Here is a 21,308-nt window from a genome sequence, read left to right on the forward strand (position 1 = left end):
TTTGCTAAGACCGTTTGGCCGGCGATAACGACGCCGGTGGCGAGCCCGATGGCGCGGCCGCGCGCGCGGCGCCATGCGTAAAACATTCGACGGGCAGCAGGCGGCCACCGCGGCAGCACGCGCAGATTTCGTCGTCGCTGATCGTCGCGTTTCTGAAGCCGCCGACGAGGTTCGCTTCGCTGAATTCGCGCACGGTCTGCGCGATGCCGCGATCGAATTCAGGCGAGACATAGTGAATGCCGCCGGTCGGCGTCGAAACGAGATTGCCGTCGCGCGCGACGAGTTCGCCGTCCTTGAACACATAGGCGGGCGAGGTGAACATGCGCTCGCGATCGGCATCGTCGCGATAGACGGCGATATCGGCGGCAGCGCCGGCGCCGAGCTGCCCGCGGTCGGCAAGGCCGAGCAGCCGTGCCGGACCCGCGCGCGTGATGATGGCGATCTCGTACAGCGAGAACTCACGCTTCAATTCCGCAAGCACGCTCGCGACTTTCGCCTCCGGATGCAGTTTCTCGAGCTGCGCATCGCGAAACGGCTTGTCCATCAACAGCCGGATGAGGTGCGGATAGCTCGTGAACGGCGCGCCGTTCGGATGGTCGGTGGTCATCGAGACGCGCCACGGGTCGTCGACGAGCAGGAAGATCTCCAGCCCGATGATCCATTGCAGCGCATTCACATAGCTTTGCTCGCGGTAACGGAACGGCACGATGCCGCAGCCCGCATCGCATTCGATGTCGCCCAGAATCCATTTGCGCGGGTTCGCGAGCGGCGCGTTTTTGAACTGCATCATCGTGTCGCCGGACGCGGTGACGGTCTGGCCGAAAATGATCTGGCCGACGTCGATCGAGACATTGGGCCGTGCATTCACCGCTTCCGCAATCGCGCGCGCGCCCGACGAAAATTTGCGCGGACCTTCGGTGCCGTAACTGTGAAACTGGATATGCGTCAGATGAATCGGCAGGCCGTCGGCAGCGTCCATGGTCGCGATCGTGGAGGCGATATTGCCGGGCACGCCGAGATTGCTCGAATGCACATGCAGCGGATGCGGGACGCGTAGCTCGGTGAGCGCGCGCGTCAGCGTCCGCAGAATGTCGCGCGGCGTGATGCCGTAATGCGCGTGCGCTTCGTCGACGTCGAGCGCGCGCTGGTTGAACTTGAACGCCGAAATGCCGCCCGGGTTCACGACCTTCACGCCGAGCGCGCGGCTCGCATGCATGGTCCAGCCGACATAGTCGCGCAAGCGTTCGAAGTCCTGATGCGCGGCGAGCATCTGCATAAACAGTTCGTCGTTGCCGAGCATCACGTACGCGCCGTGATCGATGATCGGCGTGTCGCCCATCTCGAGATGCGCATGGCGCGCGTTCGACGCGATCATGGCCGGCTCGAACGCAGCCGTATAGCCCATTTCCGCGTAACGGTAGCCGGTGGCGAGCGTGCCCGGCGCGCAGACGCCGCACGACGGCATGCGCAGATAGCGCCCGTTGGCGTCGCGCACCGATTCATAGGCGGCGTCGCGCGGTCGGTCTTCGCGATGGTCTTCGGGCAATAGCAGGCGCGAGAGATTCGTTTTGCCGCCGCCGATATGCGAATGCAGGTCGATGCCGCCGGCCATCACGACCATGCCGTGCGCGTCGTAGTCGTGGTCCACGGCGGCGCCGGCGGGCGCGTCGATGATGCGGCCGTCGCGGAAGTACAGGTCACGGCGCTCGCCGTTCACGCCGTTGGCCGGGTCGTAGAGGATGCCGCCTGTTAAACGCGTGAGGCTCATGATTGGCCCCTCGCGCTTGCGATGCGCTCGGCGAGATCAGCCGCGATGGCGGCGACAGTGCGTAGATTTGCGCCTTGCCGCGCTGCGTGCAATGGCGTGACCACAGACGTGTCGAGCCGGAACAGATGGCCGTCGCTATCAATGCCCGGTGTCGCGACCGGAATAAACACGGTCGGTGCGCGGCGCGGTGCGATTGACGCTGCCTGCGCGAAGGTGTTCGCCAAAGCCGGTGGTCCGAGTGCGATCGCCGGCACTTGCGGATCGAGCGCGGCAGGCAGCGGATGCGGTGCGAAGCTCGTGACCCAAAGCAAGACGTCGACTTCGCGCGCGTCGAGCAGGCGTTCGGTTCGATAGCGATAGGGGTCGTGTTCGAGCGGCGGCGTGCCTTCGGGCCGATCGGGGCGCGATACGCGTGTGCGAAGCGGAAAGCCCGAAAGCCACGTGACCGTCTGATTCGCGGTTAGCGTGCCGTCCGCGCCGCCGAGCGTCAGTGCGCCTGCACGGCTCGTTCGGTTGATCGCTTTGACGATGCGGTGCAGCGCTTCGATCAGCAATGCGGCGTGCGGCTGCGGCAGGGCCGCGGGCTCGTAGATAAACGCGGTGTAGCTCGCGGACGCGATGCGTTCGCTTAGGGCGGCGAGTTGTGCCGCAATCTGTGCGATCGATGAGGTCTTAGCGGCTTGCGAGGCCTGCGACGCTTGCGCTTGAGTTCGCGCTTGGGCTTGCGTTTGCGCAGGGACCATTTCAAAGACACTCGCGTGGCGGCCTTCCGCGATTGCGGACCATATCGCAAGCAGATCATGCGGTGTGGCGTCGGCAAGGATCGATTCGCAGGTCACTTGCGCGGCGTGGGTCGCCGCTGGATCGACGTCGCAGCCGACGAAGCAGATCGTGCGCGGCCTGACGTGACTGCCCGTGTCGGCCAACGCGCGCTCATAAAAACGCGGATGACGTTGCGAAGGCGAACAACCGAACACGATCAGCAGATCGGCACGCGAGCGCACTTCGGACAAGGTCGTAAAGAACGCGCCGCGGTCTTGCAGTGCGAGCGTCGCCGCGCTCAATGCATCGCCGTGCAGCGTGTCGAGCATCGCGCCGCACGCGGCGGCAAGCGTATAGAGCGCGCGCGCGCCCGCTACGTCGGTCGCACATGCGCCGAATAGCGGCCGCTGTGCGCGCGCAAGGATATCGGCTGTTTGCGCGAGTGCATCCTCAAGTGCGACGGGCTGGCCGTCGATTGACGGCGCGCTGCTGCGATCGGCGGCGCCGTAGTGCTTGAGCGCGTCGGCAAGACGCGGGCAATCGGTGGCGGGCGCGGCAAGCGTCGCGTCGTCGCTGACGCGGGCTTCGATGTCGTCGCACAGCAGCGGGCAGAAGGGGCAGGTCCAGTCGCGCGTGACCGATTCGGCAGACGCGGCGGTAGATGCAGACGCAGCCGTAGACGCAGCAGATGCCGCGGATGCCGGCCGCGCAGCAGGCGCGGCCGACTGACCGGCAGTCGGCGCGGGGGAGGTTGGATCGTGCATGACGCGCGATACAGCAAGCTCCATGCCGATCGCGTGCCGCGATGCGTGCGGTAAAGCCCCTGCGAGAGGCCAACGACACGGTCAACGGAAAGGTCAACGAGAAGGTCAACGACAAGTCAGCGCACGCAGCACAGTATGTGCGTCGCGCTGGAACACAGTGTCACCCGCGCGAGCCGCGCCGCGCCTTCCTTGCGATTGGATTGCGGTCTATGCGCGTACAACCGCTTGGCATGGATATTGTGTTTGCGATTCACCTGACAGCGTGCGGCGGCGCCGCGAGCATGCCGTCGTGCAGCGCCGAGCCGACGAGCCACGCCTGTGCGCCGCTTTGCGCGGCGGCATCGAGATCGCGGCGATCGCGAATGCCGCCCGCACCGATCAGCGTGTGTTCGTGGCCCGCGCGCTCGCGCAGTGCGTTGAACGTGTCGAGGTCGGGGCCTTCGTAGGCGCCGACGCGATCGAGCGTCATGACGATCACGCGCGAGGGCCATAAGGCGGGCGTGTCGTGCAGTGCGACGGTGGACGTGACGCCCGCTGGGTGAAGCGGGCGCCCCGCGCGGCGGTCGAGCGACAGGATCGGCTCGTAGCCGGCCCGTTCGGCGTCGCGCAGCGCGTCAGGGGTGCGAAGCGTCTCCGAGCCGAACACGGGGACGATCGCGCCGGGCGCGCTGCCGCGCGGTGCGCCGATGCGCATGAGGTGGGCGTGCATCGAGGCGTAGTCGGCGAAGCCGGCGTCGAGCCAGATCCGGACGCGGCCGGCGGTTGAAGCCGTTGCGCCTGGCGGATGGAGATTGAGGCCTTCGCACAGCGCGGCAAGCGTCGACGTATCGGCGCGCTGCGCGACGATCGCGCCGAGGTCGGCGACGTAGAGCGTGTCGGCGCCGCTCGCGGCGAGCAGGGCACGCGCGACAGCAAGTGGTTCGCTCGTCGCGCAAAGGGATGACTGGACAGGGCGGTAGTTCGCGCGGTCGCCGCGCACCGCGCGCACCGCGTGTCCGTCGAGCAGATCGAGAACCGGTATTACCCGCATCGGAGAGTGTCCCTTGATCAGGCTGTTTGTCTACGAGTATCTCACCGGCGGCGGCATCGACCCCGAGCTTGCGGGCGAAAGCGGCCTCGCCGATTTGAGCGCGCTGATCGTCGAAGGCCGCGCGATGCGCGATGCGATCGTGCACGATGCGCGCGCGCTCGACAACGTCGAAGTGAGTTTCGCGAGTTCGCGCTTCGAGGCGGCCGCGGCGTCGCGCAGCCCGCTGCCGCATTACTGCGCGGCGCCCGGCGAACCGATGATGGATTTTGTCGCGCGAGCTGCGCGTGCCCACGATTATGCGTGGATTGTGGCGCCGGAATGCGACGGGTTGATGCTGAAGCTCGCCGAAGCGGTGGGGGCGAGCCGCTGGCTTGGCTGCACCGCGGAGGCCATCAGTATCGCGTCCAGCAAGCGTGCGACGGCGGCTTTGCTCGCGGCGAACGGGATTGCGTCGACGCCGGCGCTCGACCCGGGCGCGCTCGATGTCGATGCCGCCGCTTCGACGGCGCCTGCTGGTGCGAGCGGCGCCGCGACCTCATGGGTCGTCAAACCCGATGACGGCGCGGGCGGTCTCGATACCTATCGCTACGACGACCTCGCGGAAGCATGCGACGCATACTGCGCACGCGTCGCCAATGGGCATCGGCCGGTCTTGCAGGAATGGGTGGACGGTGAAGCGTTGAGCCTGTCGCTGATCTGCGGCGCGAACGGTGCGCGGCTGATCAGCATCAACCGGCAACGGATCGGCGTGGCCGATGCGGCGTCGGCCGGCCATGCGGGGCGCGTCGTTGAGTTCGACGGCGTCGATATCGATCAGATCGATCGGCGCAGTCCCGAAGGCCAGGTGCTCGAAACCCTTGCGCACAGAACAGCGGCGTTGGTGCCGGGGCTGCGCGGGTTTGTCGGGATCGATGTCGTGTGGCATCCGGGCCGCGGGCCGATCGTTATTGAAGTGAATCCGCGCGTGACGATGGCATACGTCGGCTTGTCCGCGCGGCTCGGACGCAATCTCGCGGCCGACGTGTTTGCGGCGCATGGCGTGCGCACGGGTTCTGCGCTGCAATCGCAGCACGGCGCGGCCGCGCCGCTTTTCGTCGGCAGGACCGCACCATGAGCGGCCGGCGCGATGGCGATGGCAATGGCATGGCGGATATGCCGCATGCCGTATTCGGCTGGGATGTCGGCGGCGCGCATGTGAAGGTATCGGTTGTCGATGCCGCGGGGACGCTTGTCGATGTCGCGCAGTGGGCGTGTCCGCTGTGGCAGGGGCTTGTGCATCTCGAGCGCGTGATCGACGACGTGTTCGCGCGTTGGCCGGCGTCTCGCGCGCCGCGCTCGCGCCACGCGGTAACGATGACCGGCGAAATGGTCGATCTGTTCTCGGACCGCGAGCATGGCGTGCTGGTGCTGGTGCAGACGCTTGCCGCGCGTCTGGGTGTAAACACGCGGTTTTTCGCGGGCGAACGCGGCTGGCTGCGGGCCGACGATGCGGTCGAACGGTGGCGTGCAGTTGCATCGGCGAACTGGCTCGCCACTTCACAGTGGGTCGCTACGCAAGTGCCGAACGCGCTGCTGATCGACATCGGCAGTACGACTACCGATATCGTACCGATCGTTGATGCGCGCGTGGCGGCGCGCGGGTCGAACGATGCGACGCGGCTCGTCAGCGGCGAACTCGTTTACCAAGGTGTCGTGCGCACGCCGCTGTGCGGCATTGCGCATCGTGTTGCGTTTCGCGGCGAGACGACGCGCGTGATGAACGAATGGTTTGCGACGAGCGCCGATATCTACCGCCTGACCGGCGAGCTATGGCCGCCGCACGACCAGCATGCAAGCGCCGACAACGGCCCGAAAACTGTCGATGCGAGTTGCGCACGACTTGCGCGGATGATCGGCCGCGACGCAGCCGAGGCGAACGTCGACGAATGGCGTGCGTTTGCGCAGACATGGCGGCTCGAGCAGCTGCGTGCAATCGGCGAAGGTCTCGCGCAAGTGTGCGCGGCGCATCCGGCGCTGGCGGATGCGCCGCTGGTCGGCGCAGGATGCGGGCGGTTTCTCGTGGTTGCGCTCGCGTGCGAAACGGCGCGCGCTTATGTGGATTTCAGCGAGCTTGCGGGTGGCCTGAAGTCTTCGAGCGCGGAAGCCAATGCGGACGCCGACGCCGACGTGGTCGTGGATGCTGAAGTCGAGCTGAGTGCCGACGCGCATACGCCGTCGCACGAACCGAACGAATGGATTGCGACCTGCGCGCCAAGCGTCGCAGTTGCGTTATTGATGGCGATGGACGAGACACAGCGCGAGAGCGATTCGAAGCACGCAGTTCGCGACGAATCGGCGCGTGCGGCGTAGCGGATATAGGGGACAGTCGAACGACACAAGCGACACATGCCGTAACCATCCGGCCGCGGACGGCAAGCGCGGATGCCGGTGAAAGTCGGAACAGAGCGAGGGACAGACATGTGGGTGGTGAAAATCGGGGGCAGCCTGAGTCACGACCCGTCGCTGCGAGATTGGCTGACGCAGCTTTGGGAAGTCGGCGGAGGGCGCATCGTAATCGTGCCGGGTGGCGGCGATTTCGCGGATCGGGTTCGCGACTATCAGAAAGAGTGGCGGTTCGGCGATCTGGCGGCACACAACATGTGCCTGCTGGCGATGACGCAGTACGCGCTGCTGATGCAGGGCGTGCTGCCCGAACTCGTGCTCGCGACGAACGAGGACATGATTCGCCGCGCGCTGCGCAACGGCAAGGTCGCGGTGTGGATGCCGATCGGCCTGCTCACGGCGACGCCGAATGCGATGTCGAACTGGGACACGACGTCGGATAGTCTCGCCGCGTGGCTGTCGACCTCATTGAACGCGGAGCGGTTGATGGTGGTGAAGTCGTGCGACGTCGATTCGGGGCGGTCGCTGGAAGTGCTGGCGTCGGAGGGCGTGCTCGATGCGCGGTTTGTCGATTACGTGAACGACGCGAATTATGTGGTCGAGCTGTTCAACAAAGGCGATGTGAGTCTGATGCGGGAGCGGTTGTTGAATTCGCCGGCGGCTTAAGGTTTGATCTAAGGGTTTACCGCCAGCCGGTTAGCGGCGAGCGCGAAGCTCGCCGGGTTTGTCATCCACGAACATCACGCGTACTGCGCCTGCGGATGCCGATGCAACGCATCGGCCCATTGCGCGACGCGCTGCGGATCGAGCCGTGTCGTGCGTCCACTTTCACATAGCGCCGTACGAAAACCCGCCACATCGGGCGCATGCGCGCGAATTTTGTCCAATTGCGCCCAGCCGAGCGAGCCCGCGATTCCGACCATCGCGCCCTTCGCACGAATCGTATCGATGCACGCGGCGAGCGTCGCCTCGTCGACACAGTCGAATAACGTGCGGCCGTCTTTTACAGCGGTGTCGAACACCAGCCCGGCAAAGCCGAGGTTCATCGCATGTTCGACCAGCTGCGGATCGATGCCGCCATCGCACAGCAGTACCGGCAAAACCGGCGCCGGGAGCCCTGCAAGATGCGTTAGACACGCGCGCGCATGCGGCCCCGCAGTGACGCCGACCTTCACATAGTCGACACCGGCATCGCCGATCTCGATGACGCGCGCCGCCATTTCGTCGAACGCATCGGCGGGCATATCGCCGATCGTCGCGCTGATCGGCTTGACTGGATAGCGCGCGCGCAATTCGCGCGTGATACGCGCGACTTTGTGCGTCGCGACGCGGCCAAGCGCGCCGCCATGGGGTTCCTTCAGATCAATCAGTTCGGCGCCTGCCTCCGCGGCATCGAAAGCTTCTTCGGCCGAGCGGACGCTCGCTAGCAATGCAGTCATCGAGATCTCCGAAACGTTGCGTGGCGAATATTCCCTGAATCAAACGGAATGCGCTTGTTCGATACATGGCGCAGTGCCGCATTCCTCGTGCCGCACCGCCGTATCGAACAAGCGCTTCAACGTGTTTCGTGCATGGTGTGCGGTGCATCATCGGGCGAACCACCGGTTTTCGACGCGGCGTTCGCGCGATACCGGTCGATTGCCGCGAGAATCCACGACCACGCGGTTTGCTCATCAGGTCCGGCGGTCTTGTCGATCGCAATCTGCAGATAGGCGATCTCGCGATCGACCTTGTCGGCCGGCAGCATAAACAGACGGCTAACAAGAATCGCGCCTTCCACCACGGCCGATTGCGCGCGATTAAAGCCGCCGAACGGCGCGTGCGTTTCCGTGTGCACGCAGCGCATTTTCAGCGTCGGGCGCTGTGGGTCGTCGAGTGTTTCGGCAAGCGCCAGTTCCGTATGCGCGAGCGATTGCGCAAGCCGTACTGACTGCACGTGGCTCACGCTGGCTGTGGGCCAATCGCGTTGCGTGCCGGTCACGCAGCCTGCAAAGACCCTGACGTCAGTCGTGAAATTGATTACCGCGGATTGGGTGGCGACGATGTTGTCGAGCGTGGTGGATGGCCGGAACGGCGCGAGAATCGCAAGGCCGTTTTCAAAGCGCACGCCCATGGGCGCAATGTGCGGGGTGCCGTCGCGTGCCGCGGTCGTGATGATCGTTTCGTGAATCATGGCGAACCAGGCTGGTCGTGCGACGCGCCATACACCGGCGGTCTGCTAGTGGAAAAACGCTGTAAAAAGCGGGGTGAAACATGAGTACTGCGGTGAGTACTGCGGCTGCAAGTGCGGCGGTAATACAAATGAACGGAAGCAGAAGTGCGGGGCCGCCCGAAGGAAGCCCCGCGCGTTCGGCGTTTTAGCGGGTCGCGATGTACATCGTAACTTCGAAGCCAAAACGCATGTCCGTGTAGCTTGGGGTTGTCCACTGCATAGTCTTCCCTCCTTGAAAAAGACGGTTGCCTTGGCGACCAACGCTTTTCGTGAGGCGCTAATCGCGTCGACCCATGTCACGACGCAAGGTGCGTGCCACAAAGCATAGATTGTGTGCGAGTCAACTACAAACAATCCAGGGTTTGTGCTTACACGCCTTACTGTCGCGACATCGCAGCAAAGTGTTGCACAAGCCGCGTCACTGATTGTGAGCGCATTTGGTTGCATCGTCACCTGTCTTAACGCATCACTTAAGGCCGCGCAAGAAAATCGTGAATTCACTTCGACGCGCGTCACGCCTACATTGACCTCCATGGCAGCAAGCTTGCCGCAAGCCTACGACAGGAGGACACCGATGAACGATTTCAGCCAGGCAGCGATCGCGCCCGCCGATACGCCGACACGGCGTTCGCGCTACGACGCGGGCGTGCTCAAGTATCGCGAGATGGGCTATTGGCAGCCCGATTACGAGCCGAAAGAGACGGACGTGATCGCGCTGTTCCGCATCACGCCGCAACCGGGCGTCGAGCCCGAAGAAGCGGCGGCGGCAGTGGCAGGCGAATCGTCGACGGCGACCTGGACCGTGGTGTGGACCGATCGCCTCACTGCGTGCGACATGTATCGCGCCAAAGCGTATCGCGTCGATCCGGTGCCGGGCTCGGGTGCTGGCTCGGGTCCTGGCAATAGCGAGCCGCAATACTTCGCGTATATCGCTTACGAGCTGGACCTCTTCGAAGAAGGTTCGGTGGCCAATCTGACTGCATCGATCATCGGCAATGTTTTCGGCTTCAAGCCTTTGAAGGCATTACGGCTTGAGGACATGCGCATTCCGGTCGCGTATCTGAAAACTTTTCATGGTCCCGCGACGGGCATCGTTGTGGAGCGTGAACGTCTCGACAAATATGGGCGGCCGCTGCTGGGCGCGACAGTGAAGCCGAAGCTTGGACTTTCCGGCAAAAACTACGGACGCGTCGTTTACGAAGGGCTTAAAGGCGGACTCGATTTCCTCAAAGATGACGAAAACATCAACTCGCAAGCGTTTATGCATTGGCGCGACCGGTATCTGTTCTCGATGGAAGCGGTGAATCGCGCACAGGCGGAAACCGGCGAGGTGAAAGGCCATTACCTGAACGTGACAGCGGCGACGATGGAGGACATGTACGAGCGCGCGGAATTCGCTAAACAACTCGGCTCGTGCATTGTGATGATCGACCTCGTGATCGGCTGGACCGCGATCCAGTCGATGGCGCGCTGGGCGCGCAAGAACGACATGATTCTGCATTTGCATCGCGCAGGGCACGGCACGTACACGCGGCAGCGCAATCACGGCATTTCGTTTCGCGTGATCGCCAAGTGGCTGCGTATGGCGGGCGTCGATCACGCGCATGCAGGCACGGCAGTCGGCAAGCTCGAAGGCGATCCGCTGTCGGTGCAGGGTTATTACAACGTGCTGCGCGAAGCGCACAACCCCGTCGACCTGTCGCGCGGCATTTTCTTCGATCAACCGTGGGCCGGCTTGCGCAAAGTGATGCCGGTCGCGTCGGGCGGGATTCACGCGGGGCAGATGCATCAGCTGCTCGACCTGTTTGGCGACGATGCGATTCTGCAATTCGGCGGCGGCACGATCGGGCATCCGGCCGGCATCCAGGCCGGCGCGACCGCAAATCGCGTGGCGCTCGAAGCGATGGTGAAGGCGCGCAACGAAGGGCGCGATCTCGCGAACGAAGGGCCGGATTTGCTTGAGGCAGCGGCGCGTCATTGTCTGCCGCTCAAGCAGGCGCTCGATACGTGGCGCGATGTGACGTTTAACTATGCATCGACCGACACGCCGGACTTTGCCGTGACGCCGAGCGTCGCCTGAGCCTTAGCTTAAGCCTGGGCTCACCGACCGTTGCACGCGCAACGAGCGTGCAACGTCCTGATCATTGCGTTCTGCACGAAGGGGTACCGCCATGCGTATCACGCAAGGGACGTTTTCTTTTTTGCCTGATTTGACCGACGATGAAATCCGCCTGCAAATCGACTATGCGCTGGCTCAAGGCTGGGCGTGTTCGGTCGAATACACCGACAACCCGCACCCGCGCAACACATACTGGGAGATGTGGGGGCTGCCGATGTTCGATCTGCGCGATGCGGCGGGTGTCATGCAGGAAGTGACCGCGTGCCGCGACGCTTATCCGCAGCACTACATCAAGGTCAATGCGTTCGACTCGGTGCGCGGCTTCGAAACGATGCGGCTGTCGTTCATGGTGAACCGGCCCGACGACGAAGCGACTTACTCGCTCGAACGCCAGGACAACGAGGGACGTGTGCAGCGCTATGCGTTGAGGCGCCGCGCTAGCGATGCATCAGGCGATGCGCGTAAAGACGCGCAGGCCGACGCCGCACGAGGCTGGTGATTTGCCCCGGCCTCGCACACGGCGCCCCGTACGGAATTCCATCGAAACGGAGACGACCATGACTGCCGATACGCTTGAATTGCCGGCACGCCGCGAGGCGTTGTCGCAACATTCGCCGCATGCACCCGCCGAATCGCCACCTGACGGACCGCATGTGAACCTGCTCGCGCTGTATCGCGAATCGGGCATCGCGGGCGTGCTGACCGAACTCGACCGCGATCTTGTCGGCCTTGCTCCGGTGAAGACGCGTATTCGCGAGATCGCGGCACAGTTGCTCGTAGAGCGTGCGCGTGCCACGCTCGGCATCGCGACCGGCGCGCCGACGCTGCATATGTGCTTTTCCGGCAACCCCGGCACGGGCAAGACGACGGTTGCGATGCGCATGGCCGACGTGTTGCACCGGCTTGGCTATATCCGGCGCAATCACCTGGTGTCGGTGACGCGCGACGATCTTGTCGGCCAGTACATCGGCCATACCGCGCCGAAAACGCGTGACGTGTTGAAGCGCGCGATGGGCGGCGTGCTGTTTATCGACGAGGCGTATTACCTGTATCGCCCGGAAAACGAGCGCGATTACGGCCAGGAGTCGATTGAGATCCTGCTGCAGGCGATGGAAAACCAGCGCGACGATCTGGTGGTGATACTCGCCGGCTACGCCTCGCGGATGGACACGTTTTTCCAGAGTAACCCCGGCTTTCGCTCGCGGATCGCGCATCACATCACGTTCCCCGATTACGGTCCGGAAGAGCTGCTCGCGATCGCCGAGCGGATGCTCGACACGATGCATTACCGCTTCGATTGCGACTCGCGCCGCTCGTTCGAGGATTATCTGGATCGCCGCATCAAGCAGCCGAACTTCGCGAACGCGCGCTCGGTGCGCAACGCGATCGATCGCGCGCGGCTGCGTCAGGCGAACCGTTTGTTTGCAGCGGCGCTCGATGGCGCCCAACCGGCCGATCCGGCAGCGCTCACGCTGATCACCGCGGGCGATATTCGCGCAAGCCGCGTCTTCGACCGGCTCTCTCCGGGTCCGCAACATGGAACCGCGACTGAAAGCGCGGCGGTTGCCAAACCCACGGCTTCCTGAGGAGCGTGCGATGCGAGACGGACGAACGACACTCTCGAAGTTTCTGATCGACGCGCTCGACAGGCAATGTCCACCGCGGCGCGCGAGCGGTTTATCGGCACTGTTGATCGACGTTGCCGCGTCGATCAAGACGATTGCCGCGACGCTCACGCGTGGCGCGCTCGACGGCAACTACGGCTCGGCGCGCTCGGCGAACGTGCATGGCGAAGAGCAGAAGAAGCTCGACGTGCTGACCAACGATATCTTTCTGCAGCATTGCGAATGGGACGGCTTGCTTGCGGGCATGGTGTCCGAGGAGATCGAGCACGTGTACCAGATACCGCCGGGCTACCCGCGCGGCGAGTATCTGCTCGCGTTCGATCCGCTCGACGGCTCGTCGAACATCGATATCAACGGTGCGGTGGGCTCGATTTTTTCGGTGTTGCGCGCGCCACCGCAGGACGAGGCTCATGCAAACGGAAACGCTAAGGCAGCTGATCGCACCGCGTTTTTGCGACCCGGCCACGAGCAGGTTGCAGCGGGCTATGCGATCTACGGCCCTGCGACGATGCTTGTTCTATCGATCGGCAACGGCACGCATGGCTTCACGCTCGAGCGCGACGTCGGCAACTTCGTGCTCACGCATTCGGACATTCGCATTCCAGAAGACACGAACGAGTTCGCTATCAACGCATCGAACGAACGCTTCTGGGAACCGCCAATCCGTCGCTATGTGCAGGAATGCAAGGACGGCAAGAGCGGCTGCCGTGAGCGCGATTTCAATATGCGTTGGATTGCGGCGATGGTCGCTGAGGTACATCGCATTCTGATGCGTGGCGGCGTGTTTATGTATCCGCGCGATTTCCGCTCGCCGCGCACGACGCATGGCCGTTTGCGTCTGCTTTACGAAGCGAACCCGATGAGCTTTCTGATCGAACAGGCGGGCGGCGCGGCGATCACCGGGCGCGAGCGCATTCTCGACGTGGTGCCTGGCGACCTGCATGAGCGCGTGCCGGTGATACTCGGCTCGAAGAACGAAGTGACGCGCATCGGCCGCTATCACCGCGAGCACGATCTCGGCACCGACCGGCCGTTTTCGTCGCCGCTTTTCAGGGAACGGTCGCTGTTCTTGCCGGAAGCGCCGGTATAAGGCGTGCATTGACGGGGCCCGTGTATCGACGAAGCTTATCGACACCGATTATCGACACCGATTAGCGAAAGGGAGAAGCGCGTATGTCAGTCAAGCACCCGATCATCGCGGTGACCGGATCGAGCGGCGCCGGCACGACTACCGTCATGAAGAGCTTTCAACATATTTTCAGGCGCGAGAAGATCAATGCGCAGATTGTGGAGGGTGACGCATTTCATCGCTACGACCGGCTCGGCATGCGCGAAGCGCTGAAGCAGGCCGAGCGCGATGGTGTGCATAACTTTAGCCATTTCGGGCCCGATGCGAACATGCTCGCGGAACTTGAGCAGCTGTTTGCGAGCTATGGGAAGTCGGGCTCCGGGAAATTCCGCCGATATGTGCACGACGAAACGGATGCGGCGAAATTCAAGTTGCCGTCCGGCACGTTTACGCCGTGGGAAGAGATCGAGTCGAACACCGATATGCTGTTCTACGAAGGACTGCACGGCGCGGCGGTGACGGACAGTGTGGATGTTGCGCAGCATGCGGATCTGCTGGTGGGCGTGGTGCCGATCATCAATCTCGAGTGGATACAGAAACTGCATCGCGATCAGAATATGCGCGGCTATTCGCATGAGGCGATCGTCGATACGATTCTGCGACGCATGCCTGACTATGTGAATTACATATGTCCGCAGTTTTCACGCACGCATGTAAATTTTCAGCGCGTGCCGACGGTGGATACGTCGAATCCATTTACTGCGCGGGAGATTCCGCAGCCTGATGAAAGCTTTGTGGTGATCCGGTTTGCGCGACCTAAAGGGATCGACTTCCCGTATTTGCTCACCATGCTGCATGACTCGTTTATGTCGCGACCGAATGTGATCGTGGTGCCGGGCGGCAAGATGGGCCTTGCGATGCAGCTGATTTTTACACCGATGATTTTGCAGTTGAGGGATCGGTGTGCGCGGGCTTGAGGTGCGCGTGTTCGCTTAGGGAGTTTGCCTAAGGAAACAAAGGGCGTTGCAAAGGCCGCTGTCCAAGAGGGCAGCGGCCTTTTTTGTTAACCACCCTTATTGCGGAGCGGCCGGCGACTTCACACTGGGGGTTGCCAGCGTGTTATTGCTTGGAGCAGGGGTCACCGCTTCTGCACCATTATTCGCGCTCGGCAGGCCCGAGTTCGGCTTCGGGCTCATCTTGCCGCTGTCCGAGTTAGTGGAGCCTGGCGTGCCGTAGCTGTTCGTCGCACCGTTCATCTGGTTCGACGGGCTGGCCGTGCTGCCGTTCGACGAGCCGGAGCCGCCTCCGCCTCCAGCCGATTGGGCATAAGCGCCGCCCGACAGCGCGAGTGCGGCAGTGGCCGCGATCAGTATGCTGGTTGCCTTGATCATGATCCGTCCTCCTTAATTGGATTGAAATTTCTACGCAAGCGAATACCGCTTGCTTAACGACGAAATCGAGCAACCGCCGTGCCGCGTACTTTCATCTGTACACCTGCCCTATTTGTTGGTCTAAAACGTTGATCCCAGCGATGCACGATCATGCACGTTTACATTCTTATTCGTGCACAGTAAGATATCCGCATGAATGACAATGTCCCCCTCGCACGGCGCGACGAGATTGCGCATCGGCTCGCCCAAGGCCAGTCGGTGGTAGCGGCCACGCTCGCCGTCGAGTTCAACATTTCAGAAGACGCAATTCGTCGCGATCTCCGCGCCCTCGCTGCCGAGGGGCTGTGCCGCAGGGTCTACGGCGGCGCGTTGCCCATCACGCCTGCGTCCGCTCCCATGACGGCGCGCATGATCGAGGACCGCGAACGGAAAATGGCGTTGGCGCGCGCAGCAGTGCCGCTGATCGAGCCAGGCGAACTTGTATTCCTCGACAGCGGCAGCACGAATCTCGCGCTTGTCGAGGTACTGCCGGAGGAAAGCGAGCTCACCGTCGCCACCAACTCCATCGATATCGCGGCTGCCGTCCTTCACCGCGGCGATCTGCAACTGATCATGATTGGAGGCGCGGTCGACGCGACCGTCGGCGGATGCGTCGACGCCTCCGCCGTGCAAAGTGTCGCGCAGATGAATATCGACCGATGCTTTATCGGTTCATGCGCCATATCGTCTAAAGGCGGTATCAGTGCCTTCAATCTTGCCGATGCCACGTTTAAACGCGCGGTCCTTGCGGCTAGTGCGCACAACGCGGTACTCGCGATGACTGGCAAATTCATCGCTCGTGCATCGCATCGCGTCGCCGCAATTGGAGCGATCGAATGCGTTGTCGTCGAACATGACTTGCCGCGTGCAGAACGTGCGTCTCTATCCAAGGCCGGGACAAAGGTCCTGGTCGCGATGTCAGCCGACCTGTAGGCCCATGACACAGCCCAACGAGATCAGACCATGAGCATATCGAGCGAAATGACTTCAGATCAGCCAGCAGCCCGATTTGCCACCCGCCTTGCGTTCCTCGTGGCGGGTTTCGGTGTCTCGTGCTGGGCGCCGCTCGTGCCATTCGCCAAGGACCGGCTCGGCGCGAATGACGCCCTGCTCGGCATGCTGCTGCTGTGCCTTGGCTTAGGCTCGGTGATTGCCATGGTATTCACAGGCGTGATCAGCGCGCGATATGGGAGCAAACCGGTTATCGCAGCGGGAGGCATTGGCCTCGCGATCATTCTTCCGTTTCTAACCGTGGTCAGTACGCCGCTTACGCTGGCCATCGCGTTGCTTGCATTCGGCGCGTGTCTCGGCTCGCTTGACGTCGCCATGAATGTCCACGCAATCGAAGTTGAACGCATGGAAGCGCGTCATTTGATGTCGGGGTTTCACGCGCTATTCAGCGTCGGTGGATTTTTCGGCGCGACGTTGATGACGTTTCTGCTTTCGATGCAGATCGGGACGCTTGCGAGCACCGTGTTCTGTGCGGTTCTGATGTTCGCCGCAATGGTCGTTGCGCAACCACGGCTGCTCCACACGGCTCAGGAGAGTGGCGCTCCTTTATTTGTCATGCCGCATGGGGTGGTGCTGTTGCTGGCCGCGCTCACCGCCATTACGTTTCTGGTTGAAGGCGCGCTGCTCGACTGGAGCGCTTTGCTTATTACCGGCAAAGGGCTGGTCGATGCCGCACGCGGTGGAGTCGGCTATATGCTGTTCTCGATAGCGATGACCGTGGGCCGTTTCAGTGGTGACGCGATAACGGCCCGCTTTGGCGATCGCATGGTGGTGTTCTGGGGCGGTGTGCTCGCCACCATTGGTTTCGTTATCTTGCTGACCGCGACGGTTACGGTCGTAGCGATGTCCGGCTTCCTGCTGATCGGCCTCGGCGCATCGAATGTCGTGCCGGTGTTGTTTCGCAAAGCAGGCACGCAACGCGCGATGCCGTCTGCACTTGCAGTCGCGGCGATTACCACCACCGGTTATGCAGGAAATCTACTGGGTCCGGCCGGTGTCGGCTTTGTGGCCAATCATGTTGGATTGCCCGGGGCATTCTGGGGATTGGCTGCGCTGCTGTTTCTCGTTCCCTGCTGCGCACGCTTGGTGACAACTGCCCGGGCGTAAGTCAAAAGAGCGGCGTCTAGTACGGCTTTCTAGGCGGTAGCGATCGACGGATTTGCTTTTGCTGCCTTGCCACGGCGGCAGCCTTCTTACGCTTGCGTCGCGTGGTCGGCTTTTCGAAGGCCATGCGGGCGCGAAGTTCTTTCAGAAGTCCAGCGTTATCGATCGATCGCCGGAATCGACGCAGCGCGACTTCCATGGGTTCGTTGGGTCGCAATGTGACTGTAGTCATCGGGCTCCTTGTTTGAAGAAACGCGGGAAGCGTTGATTGAATTCAGGCAGGCGCTACGTCGGAGCGAAAACGACAGCGCCTCGATCCTCGAAATGGGTCACGCTACGAACGAAGCGGTAAATCTGCCCGGCGATCTCCACCCGATTGAGGCCAATTCGCGTCCGTTTGAGGATTTCATCGGCAAGGGATACCGCAATCGACCCGTGGAAGATCAGTAAGTTTTGGGTTTTGGCTGCGTTACCGACATACATCGCACAAGCGTCGTTGCATGCCTGCATCATGATCACGCTCTCGCCGATGTTGCGCGAGAGGTCGAGATATTCCGCCAGACTCAACAGTGACTCGTTCGTCGTCATGCTGCCCCTTTGTAAAGCGTAGAGTGATTCCACCTGACGGTCGGATGCAGTCAGGCATGCCGCTTCACGCGTCACGTCACGTTAGTCGTGACGTTTCTCGAGCCATTCCATTGCGCAATACTGAAAGCGTGAACACCGTTTTCACGCAGCGCTGTCCCAGATCGTCGCGCCCGGCGGGCAGGAGTCGATCAGATGTTCTGCATAAGCGGTCGACGCGCGCCTTGCGTCGCCGCTGCTCTGAAACGCCCGCTCAACGGGGAGCACAAAGACGCGGCTACGCGCCTGCTCCGCCTCAGGCCCCGATTCCTTGATACGGACCGCGGCGTCGAAACCTTCGTCGTAGCTGCGGCTAAATCCTTCTTTCGTGCGCTGGCGGGGAAACACGAGCGGCTGGAGTTCCAGCCCTTTGTAGAGATAACGGGCGGCTTGCATGATGACCTTTGTTTCCGCGGTTGCGCGGTGTGGTGATGCGGGAAGGGCTGATGAGGACCTGGAAGGTCAAGCACCGGGGGAGTTCGCGACGCGCCATTCGTGGAGAGGCCTGGCGGCGCTTATGTTCGCGCGGGCAGTACGCAGGGACGAGCGCAGGCGCGAGGAGACACGGACATGGTACGCGCTTTGTGGTGCATGTACAGCCGTTTTTTACTCGATCGTTCCGGGACGTTTAATACTTACTTCTGGTCATCGCGTCAGATTCTTCGGATGGAGGCGCTGCACTCGCGCCAGGCGGTCATCACTTTCTGGAGGTGAAGGGTGCCGTGGTGATCTTGTTGATCTTCTTTCCGGCAGGACGCATTGCGTTTGATGTTGAAGCGATGAGCGTGAAGAAGGATACGTTGCCTGTATCAGCGATCCATTGCTTTCCCTCATACGTTCGAGGAAAATATGTGGGATCGCTAACGAACGCGCAACGCGTTCATTCTGTAGCAAACGGAATTCGAAGAAGGGAGAGCAGGAAGGAGAAAAGAGCGCGGGTCGCAAGGGTTGGCGCCCAAACGACCCGCTAACCACAACCAACTCATAGAGGGAGTTGACCATGGCTAAACGCAATCATAAAACAGAGAACGGTACTTCGGTTCGCTACCTGACCGTATCGAGGCTACGCCAGCCGTTTTATCGGCCTAAGGGATGGCCGTTTTGGAAGAATACTCCCGCGGATTATCCGCCTGCGCCCTGGATTCGTCTGTCGGGGCGCTGGCTGGAGGAAGCGGGGTTTGAGATTTCCGATAAGGTTCGCGTAGAAGTGCAGAAGGACAAGCTGGTTATCACGCCGGCGCGACCTGAATAGAAATACGCACGAGGACCGGGGTTGGCTACGCTCCGGTCCGCAATCCATCTTGATTCCAGGTCCACACAGCGTTTGCCAAATCGCACGTTGGCGCGACGCTATGCCCTAACACCCATCACGATGATGAACTAGCATTCGCGTCAGGGCGTGCTTACGGTTTTCGTACACGACCTCATGATGAGGATGTGATGCCTCGGTCCTGCGAAACGTTAACGCTTGAAGATGCGAAGCGCATGTTGTCGGCCGGCGAAGCCCGGGCGACGATGCTTGGCATTCCGTACAACATCGCGGTGGTTGACGTGGGTGCACATCTGATTGGTTTTGTGCGTCAGGACGGCGCGCTGATCGGGTGTATCGAGCTCGCGATCGACAAGGCCGTGACTGCGCGATTCTTCGACAAGACCACGTCGTTTCTTGCATCGCTATCGCAGTCAGGGAAACCGCTTTTCGGCATTCAGGACAGCAACGCCGGGAAGGTGGTGATTTTCGGCGGTGGCATTCCTGTGGTTCGCGACGGGAACGTGATCGGTGCTGTCGGCGCCAGTGCCGGGACCGTCGAGCAGGATATCGAAGTGGCCGAGGCCGCTATCGCCGCGCTTTAAAGCTAAAAGCAAAGCGTGTACGCAATGTGGCGGCATCAAGGAGTTTGTGAATCGGAAGATGAGTCGAGTTTACAAAACCGGCCGATTCGTACTTAAAGGGAACAACATGGCTCCAGTCGCCAAGATCTACTTGGCAGTGGTGGGTTGGTGAGACGCCTCCATCGATCCGAGCGCGTCGAGAAGTTTCTGGTATGCCTTCTCGCTGTGTTGAACCAACATTGCGCGCAGCATCTCAGTGTCGCCCTCGTCTAGCGCCAACTCGCTTCGGATTGCAATGTTGGCGTCCATTGAGGCTTTGGAGAATGCGGGCTGGCCGCCGATGAAAACTTTGACGTGATCAAGCGTCGCGGCTTGCAAGTCCCTAACCGTTGCTACATGCTTCTGATTCCACTCATCAACTTGACGCTGCGCGAAATCGATCTGGCCGACCACGAATTTCCATCGCGCCGGTGTTGGCGGCCCCTCGTATAGCAGCGCTGTCTGCGCCTCTACCCATTTTCCATGCGCGTGTACGGCGCGGCTCACCGCACGGGAAAGCGATGCAACCTGTGCCTGCAATTGATCGATGACCACTCTCTTGGGCACTAGCGTGAGTTGCAACGTTTGCATCGTATGAAGGAGCTCACCAATGGCCTGCACGGTATCCGGTCGAGCGACAACATTTAGTTTGGCTATCTTCGCCACCGAGTCCGTGTATCTCCTGCTTAAGTCAGCCGTCGCTTGGAGTGGATCGTGTCCGGCACCCAATGCTTCAACGGCGGACATGACCCCTTCCACTGCCGGGATATACACATCACGCCGCAGCTGCATCTTGCGTTGCAGCGTGCTCTCCGAAGCATCGTGTCGGCGCTTAAGTTCGCTCTCGCTCGCGCTATGGGCCAACTGCTCACGGTGACGCCTCGATAAACCAATATTTGTAACCAATACGCCCAGCACGGTAATCAAAGACGCGACAATGCCAGACCAAACCACATCAGGCACGCGATGGATCAAAGACAGTAACTGTGACATTCTCTCCCCACGTTCGCTGAATTTTCGTTCTACGAAATCGTGGTGGAAGTGTACTGCCTATTTTGATCCCGAAGCTGCATCATTAGGACCAGCGGATATGCCGCTTACCTCAATTATCCCATCTGAAATTTTCACGCCAGTGTCTGAAAGACCGCCGTTTCCTCCGATCGCGGCAGGAGGCGTGATCCGATGATTTGAGAGCGCCACCATGTATCTAACCCAATTGTTCGAGCAAGTGCCGGGTTTCGCTCGCGGATTTATCCCAGCGCACGCTCCTTCAATCGTGTAGATCACCACTACGATGCCATTTTGAGCTATCACCGTCCGTGCGTCACGGTATTCGGTGGCTTGCAGCTTGATGACGTGTTGGCGAATAGCTTTCTCGATTTCCGCAGGCGCGGCGGTCCGAGTTCCAGCAATCGCATCAAGCGGAATCATAAGCAGCACAACAATAGCGACAAGAAGTCTCATTGCCAGACCTGAACAGCTATTAGGTGAATTCTGACTCCGCACGTTGCGGCGGCAGGGATTATACGGTTGCAC

Annotated in this window: 24 protein-coding genes; 12 read left to right on the forward strand and 12 right to left on the reverse strand. The window is 61.7% G+C overall.

Annotation, left to right across the window (positions count from 1 at the left end):
* Positions 1-4 precede the first annotated feature (4 nt).
* From KZJ38_RS24955 to KZJ38_RS24965, 3 genes are all read right to left on the reverse strand, one after another.
* The gene (locus KZJ38_RS24955) at positions 5-1,768 is read right to left on the reverse strand and encodes a formylmethanofuran dehydrogenase subunit A (RefSeq protein WP_219802415.1); all 1,764 of its coding nucleotides are present in this window, start codon (positions 1,766-1,768) and stop codon (positions 5-7) included.
* Positions 1,765-3,318: a molybdopterin-binding domain-containing protein gene (locus KZJ38_RS24960; protein WP_219802416.1), complete on the reverse strand. Its 1,554-nt coding sequence runs from the start codon at positions 3,316-3,318 to the stop codon at positions 1,765-1,767. The genes KZJ38_RS24955 and KZJ38_RS24960 overlap by 4 nt, the downstream gene beginning before the upstream one ends.
* A 226-nt stretch (positions 3,319-3,544) precedes the next feature.
* Complete coding sequence (locus tag KZJ38_RS24965; RefSeq protein ID WP_219802418.1) at positions 3,545-4,324, reverse strand: HisA/HisF-related TIM barrel protein; 780 nt, start codon at positions 4,322-4,324, stop codon at positions 3,545-3,547.
* Positions 4,325-4,337: 13 nt separating this feature from the next.
* Here KZJ38_RS24965 and KZJ38_RS24970 point away from each other — a divergent pair, with 13 nt between their 5' ends.
* The 3 genes from KZJ38_RS24970 (at position 4,338) to KZJ38_RS24980 (ending at position 7,372) form a co-directional block, all read left to right on the forward strand.
* On the forward strand, positions 4,338-5,438 hold the full coding sequence (locus tag KZJ38_RS24970) for an ATP-grasp domain-containing protein (RefSeq protein WP_219802419.1): 1,101 nt from the start codon (positions 4,338-4,340) through the stop codon (positions 5,436-5,438).
* The gene (locus KZJ38_RS24975) at positions 5,435-6,673 is read left to right on the forward strand and encodes a hydantoinase/oxoprolinase family protein (RefSeq protein ID WP_246641991.1); all 1,239 of its coding nucleotides are present in this window, start codon (positions 5,435-5,437) and stop codon (positions 6,671-6,673) included. The genes KZJ38_RS24970 and KZJ38_RS24975 overlap by 4 nt, the downstream gene beginning before the upstream one ends.
* Before the next feature lie 108 nt (positions 6,674-6,781).
* Positions 6,782-7,372, forward strand: coding sequence for an amino acid kinase family protein (locus KZJ38_RS24980; protein ID WP_219802421.1), 591 nt, complete (start codon positions 6,782-6,784; stop codon positions 7,370-7,372).
* Positions 7,373-7,446: 74 nt separating this feature from the next.
* On the opposite strand, the gene KZJ38_RS24985 is transcribed toward KZJ38_RS24980, so the two are convergent.
* From KZJ38_RS24985 to pqqA, 3 genes are all read right to left on the reverse strand, one after another.
* Positions 7,447-8,145: a (5-formylfuran-3-yl)methyl phosphate synthase gene (locus KZJ38_RS24985; protein ID WP_219802422.1), complete on the reverse strand. Its 699-nt coding sequence runs from the start codon at positions 8,143-8,145 to the stop codon at positions 7,447-7,449.
* A gap of 116 nt (positions 8,146-8,261) precedes the next feature.
* Positions 8,262-8,879, reverse strand: a complete 618-nt coding sequence (locus KZJ38_RS24990; RefSeq protein ID WP_219802424.1) for a DUF447 domain-containing protein — start codon at positions 8,877-8,879, stop codon at positions 8,262-8,264.
* Between the two features lie 184 nt (positions 8,880-9,063).
* On the reverse strand, positions 9,064-9,138 hold the full coding sequence (gene pqqA, locus KZJ38_RS36940; protein ID WP_075161304.1) for a pyrroloquinoline quinone precursor peptide PqqA: 75 nt from the start codon (positions 9,136-9,138) through the stop codon (positions 9,064-9,066).
* A gap of 354 nt (positions 9,139-9,492) precedes the next feature.
* On the opposite strand from pqqA, the gene KZJ38_RS25000 reads away from it, so the two are divergent.
* From KZJ38_RS25000 to KZJ38_RS25020, 5 genes are all read left to right on the forward strand, one after another.
* Positions 9,493-10,998, forward strand: coding sequence for a form I ribulose bisphosphate carboxylase large subunit (locus tag KZJ38_RS25000; protein ID WP_219802425.1), 1,506 nt, complete (start codon positions 9,493-9,495; stop codon positions 10,996-10,998).
* Between the two features lie 91 nt (positions 10,999-11,089).
* Entirely contained in the window at positions 11,090-11,536 is a 447-nt protein-coding gene (locus KZJ38_RS25005; protein WP_219802427.1) for a ribulose bisphosphate carboxylase small subunit, read from the forward strand.
* A gap of 58 nt (positions 11,537-11,594) precedes the next feature.
* Positions 11,595-12,623 (forward strand): CbbX protein, encoded by a 1,029-nt coding sequence (gene cbbX, locus KZJ38_RS25010; protein WP_219802428.1) that lies wholly within the window; start codon positions 11,595-11,597, stop codon positions 12,621-12,623.
* A 10-nt stretch (positions 12,624-12,633) separates the two neighbouring features.
* On the forward strand, positions 12,634-13,752 hold the full coding sequence (locus KZJ38_RS25015) for a class 1 fructose-bisphosphatase (RefSeq protein WP_219802429.1): 1,119 nt from the start codon (positions 12,634-12,636) through the stop codon (positions 13,750-13,752).
* Between the two features lie 83 nt (positions 13,753-13,835).
* The gene (locus KZJ38_RS25020) at positions 13,836-14,708 is read left to right on the forward strand and encodes a phosphoribulokinase (protein WP_219802431.1); all 873 of its coding nucleotides are present in this window, start codon (positions 13,836-13,838) and stop codon (positions 14,706-14,708) included.
* A 96-nt stretch (positions 14,709-14,804) separates the two neighbouring features.
* Here the strand turns inward: KZJ38_RS25020 and KZJ38_RS25025 are convergent, their stop codons facing one another.
* Positions 14,805-15,122, reverse strand: a complete 318-nt coding sequence (locus tag KZJ38_RS25025; RefSeq protein ID WP_219802432.1) for a hypothetical protein — start codon at positions 15,120-15,122, stop codon at positions 14,805-14,807.
* A 192-nt stretch (positions 15,123-15,314) separates the two neighbouring features.
* Between KZJ38_RS25025 and KZJ38_RS25030 the strand changes: the two genes are divergently transcribed.
* Positions 15,315-16,094: a DeoR/GlpR family DNA-binding transcription regulator gene (locus KZJ38_RS25030; protein ID WP_219802434.1), complete on the forward strand. Its 780-nt coding sequence runs from the start codon at positions 15,315-15,317 to the stop codon at positions 16,092-16,094.
* A gap of 48 nt (positions 16,095-16,142) precedes the next feature.
* A complete protein-coding gene (locus KZJ38_RS25035; RefSeq protein WP_219802435.1) occupies positions 16,143-17,279 on the forward strand; it encodes an MFS transporter in 1,137 nt (378 codons plus the stop codon).
* A gap of 16 nt (positions 17,280-17,295) precedes the next feature.
* On the opposite strand, the gene rpsU is transcribed toward KZJ38_RS25035, so the two are convergent.
* The 3 genes from rpsU to KZJ38_RS25050 form a co-directional block, all read right to left on the reverse strand.
* Entirely contained in the window at positions 17,296-17,508 is a 213-nt protein-coding gene (gene rpsU, locus KZJ38_RS25040) for a 30S ribosomal protein S21 (RefSeq protein WP_219802436.1), read from the reverse strand.
* A gap of 53 nt (positions 17,509-17,561) precedes the next feature.
* Positions 17,562-17,864, reverse strand: coding sequence for a hypothetical protein (locus KZJ38_RS25045; protein ID WP_219802438.1), 303 nt, complete (start codon positions 17,862-17,864; stop codon positions 17,562-17,564).
* A gap of 141 nt (positions 17,865-18,005) precedes the next feature.
* Complete coding sequence (locus tag KZJ38_RS25050; protein ID WP_219802439.1) at positions 18,006-18,296, reverse strand: hypothetical protein; 291 nt, start codon at positions 18,294-18,296, stop codon at positions 18,006-18,008.
* 604 nt (positions 18,297-18,900) lie between these two features.
* Here KZJ38_RS25050 and KZJ38_RS25055 point away from each other — a divergent pair.
* Together KZJ38_RS25055 and KZJ38_RS25060 are read left to right on the forward strand one after the other, a co-directional pair.
* The gene (locus tag KZJ38_RS25055) at positions 18,901-19,152 is read left to right on the forward strand and encodes a SymE family type I addiction module toxin (protein ID WP_219802441.1); all 252 of its coding nucleotides are present in this window, start codon (positions 18,901-18,903) and stop codon (positions 19,150-19,152) included.
* A gap of 188 nt (positions 19,153-19,340) precedes the next feature.
* Positions 19,341-19,754 (forward strand): GlcG/HbpS family heme-binding protein, encoded by a 414-nt coding sequence (locus KZJ38_RS25060; RefSeq protein ID WP_219802442.1) that lies wholly within the window; start codon positions 19,341-19,343, stop codon positions 19,752-19,754.
* Positions 19,755-19,880: 126 nt separating this feature from the next.
* Here KZJ38_RS25060 and KZJ38_RS25065 read toward each other — a convergent pair whose 3' ends face one another.
* Positions 19,881-20,765, reverse strand: coding sequence for a hypothetical protein (locus KZJ38_RS25065; protein ID WP_219802444.1), 885 nt, complete (start codon positions 20,763-20,765; stop codon positions 19,881-19,883).
* A gap of 57 nt (positions 20,766-20,822) precedes the next feature.
* Positions 20,823-21,236: a hypothetical protein gene (locus KZJ38_RS25070; protein ID WP_219802445.1), complete on the reverse strand. Its 414-nt coding sequence runs from the start codon at positions 21,234-21,236 to the stop codon at positions 20,823-20,825.
* Between the last annotated feature and the right edge of the window lie 72 nt (positions 21,237-21,308).

Origin of the sequence: Paraburkholderia edwinii (genome assembly GCF_019428685.1) — a bacterium.
In the GTDB taxonomy this organism is placed as follows: domain Bacteria; phylum Pseudomonadota; class Gammaproteobacteria; order Burkholderiales; family Burkholderiaceae; genus Paraburkholderia; species Paraburkholderia edwinii.

What these genes read in the sequence shown, in the direction of transcription:
- KZJ38_RS25000 (WP_219802425.1), top strand. Translation starts at nt 9,493, where the DNA reads ATGAACGATTTCAGCCAGGCAGCGATCGCGCCCGCCGATACGCCGACA.
- KZJ38_RS24985 (WP_219802422.1), bottom strand. Translation starts at nt 8,145, where the DNA reads ATGACTGCATTGCTAGCGAGCGTCCGCTCGGCCGAAGAAGCTTTCGAT.
- KZJ38_RS25060 (WP_219802442.1), top strand. Translation starts at nt 19,341, where the DNA reads ATGCCTCGGTCCTGCGAAACGTTAACGCTTGAAGATGCGAAGCGCATG.
- KZJ38_RS25035 (WP_219802435.1), top strand. Translation starts at nt 16,143, where the DNA reads ATGACTTCAGATCAGCCAGCAGCCCGATTTGCCACCCGCCTTGCGTTC.
- KZJ38_RS25050 (WP_219802439.1), bottom strand. Translation starts at nt 18,296, where the DNA reads ATGCAAGCCGCCCGTTATCTCTACAAAGGGCTGGAACTCCAGCCGCTC.
- rpsU (WP_219802436.1), bottom strand. Translation starts at nt 17,508, where the DNA reads ATGACTACAGTCACATTGCGACCCAACGAACCCATGGAAGTCGCGCTG.
- KZJ38_RS24965 (WP_219802418.1), bottom strand. Translation starts at nt 4,324, where the DNA reads ATGCGGGTAATACCGGTTCTCGATCTGCTCGACGGACACGCGGTGCGC.
- KZJ38_RS25045 (WP_219802438.1), bottom strand. Translation starts at nt 17,864, where the DNA reads ATGACGACGAACGAGTCACTGTTGAGTCTGGCGGAATATCTCGACCTC.
- KZJ38_RS24975 (WP_246641991.1), top strand. Translation starts at nt 5,435, where the DNA reads ATGAGCGGCCGGCGCGATGGCGATGGCAATGGCATGGCGGATATGCCG.
- KZJ38_RS25065 (WP_219802444.1), bottom strand. Translation starts at nt 20,765, where the DNA reads ATGTCACAGTTACTGTCTTTGATCCATCGCGTGCCTGATGTGGTTTGG.
- cbbX (WP_219802428.1), top strand. Translation starts at nt 11,595, where the DNA reads ATGACTGCCGATACGCTTGAATTGCCGGCACGCCGCGAGGCGTTGTCG.
- KZJ38_RS25005 (WP_219802427.1), top strand. Translation starts at nt 11,090, where the DNA reads ATGCGTATCACGCAAGGGACGTTTTCTTTTTTGCCTGATTTGACCGAC.
- KZJ38_RS25015 (WP_219802429.1), top strand. Translation starts at nt 12,634, where the DNA reads ATGCGAGACGGACGAACGACACTCTCGAAGTTTCTGATCGACGCGCTC.
- KZJ38_RS25055 (WP_219802441.1), top strand. Translation starts at nt 18,901, where the DNA reads ATGGCTAAACGCAATCATAAAACAGAGAACGGTACTTCGGTTCGCTAC.
- KZJ38_RS25020 (WP_219802431.1), top strand. Translation starts at nt 13,836, where the DNA reads ATGTCAGTCAAGCACCCGATCATCGCGGTGACCGGATCGAGCGGCGCC.
- KZJ38_RS24955 (WP_219802415.1), bottom strand. Translation starts at nt 1,768, where the DNA reads ATGAGCCTCACGCGTTTAACAGGCGGCATCCTCTACGACCCGGCCAAC.
- KZJ38_RS25070 (WP_219802445.1), bottom strand. Translation starts at nt 21,236, where the DNA reads ATGAGACTTCTTGTCGCTATTGTTGTGCTGCTTATGATTCCGCTTGAT.
- KZJ38_RS25030 (WP_219802434.1), top strand. Translation starts at nt 15,315, where the DNA reads ATGAATGACAATGTCCCCCTCGCACGGCGCGACGAGATTGCGCATCGG.
- KZJ38_RS24980 (WP_219802421.1), top strand. Translation starts at nt 6,782, where the DNA reads ATGTGGGTGGTGAAAATCGGGGGCAGCCTGAGTCACGACCCGTCGCTG.
- KZJ38_RS25025 (WP_219802432.1), bottom strand. Translation starts at nt 15,122, where the DNA reads ATGATCAAGGCAACCAGCATACTGATCGCGGCCACTGCCGCACTCGCG.
- KZJ38_RS24960 (WP_219802416.1), bottom strand. Translation starts at nt 3,318, where the DNA reads ATGGAGCTTGCTGTATCGCGCGTCATGCACGATCCAACCTCCCCCGCG.
- KZJ38_RS24990 (WP_219802424.1), bottom strand. Translation starts at nt 8,879, where the DNA reads ATGATTCACGAAACGATCATCACGACCGCGGCACGCGACGGCACCCCG.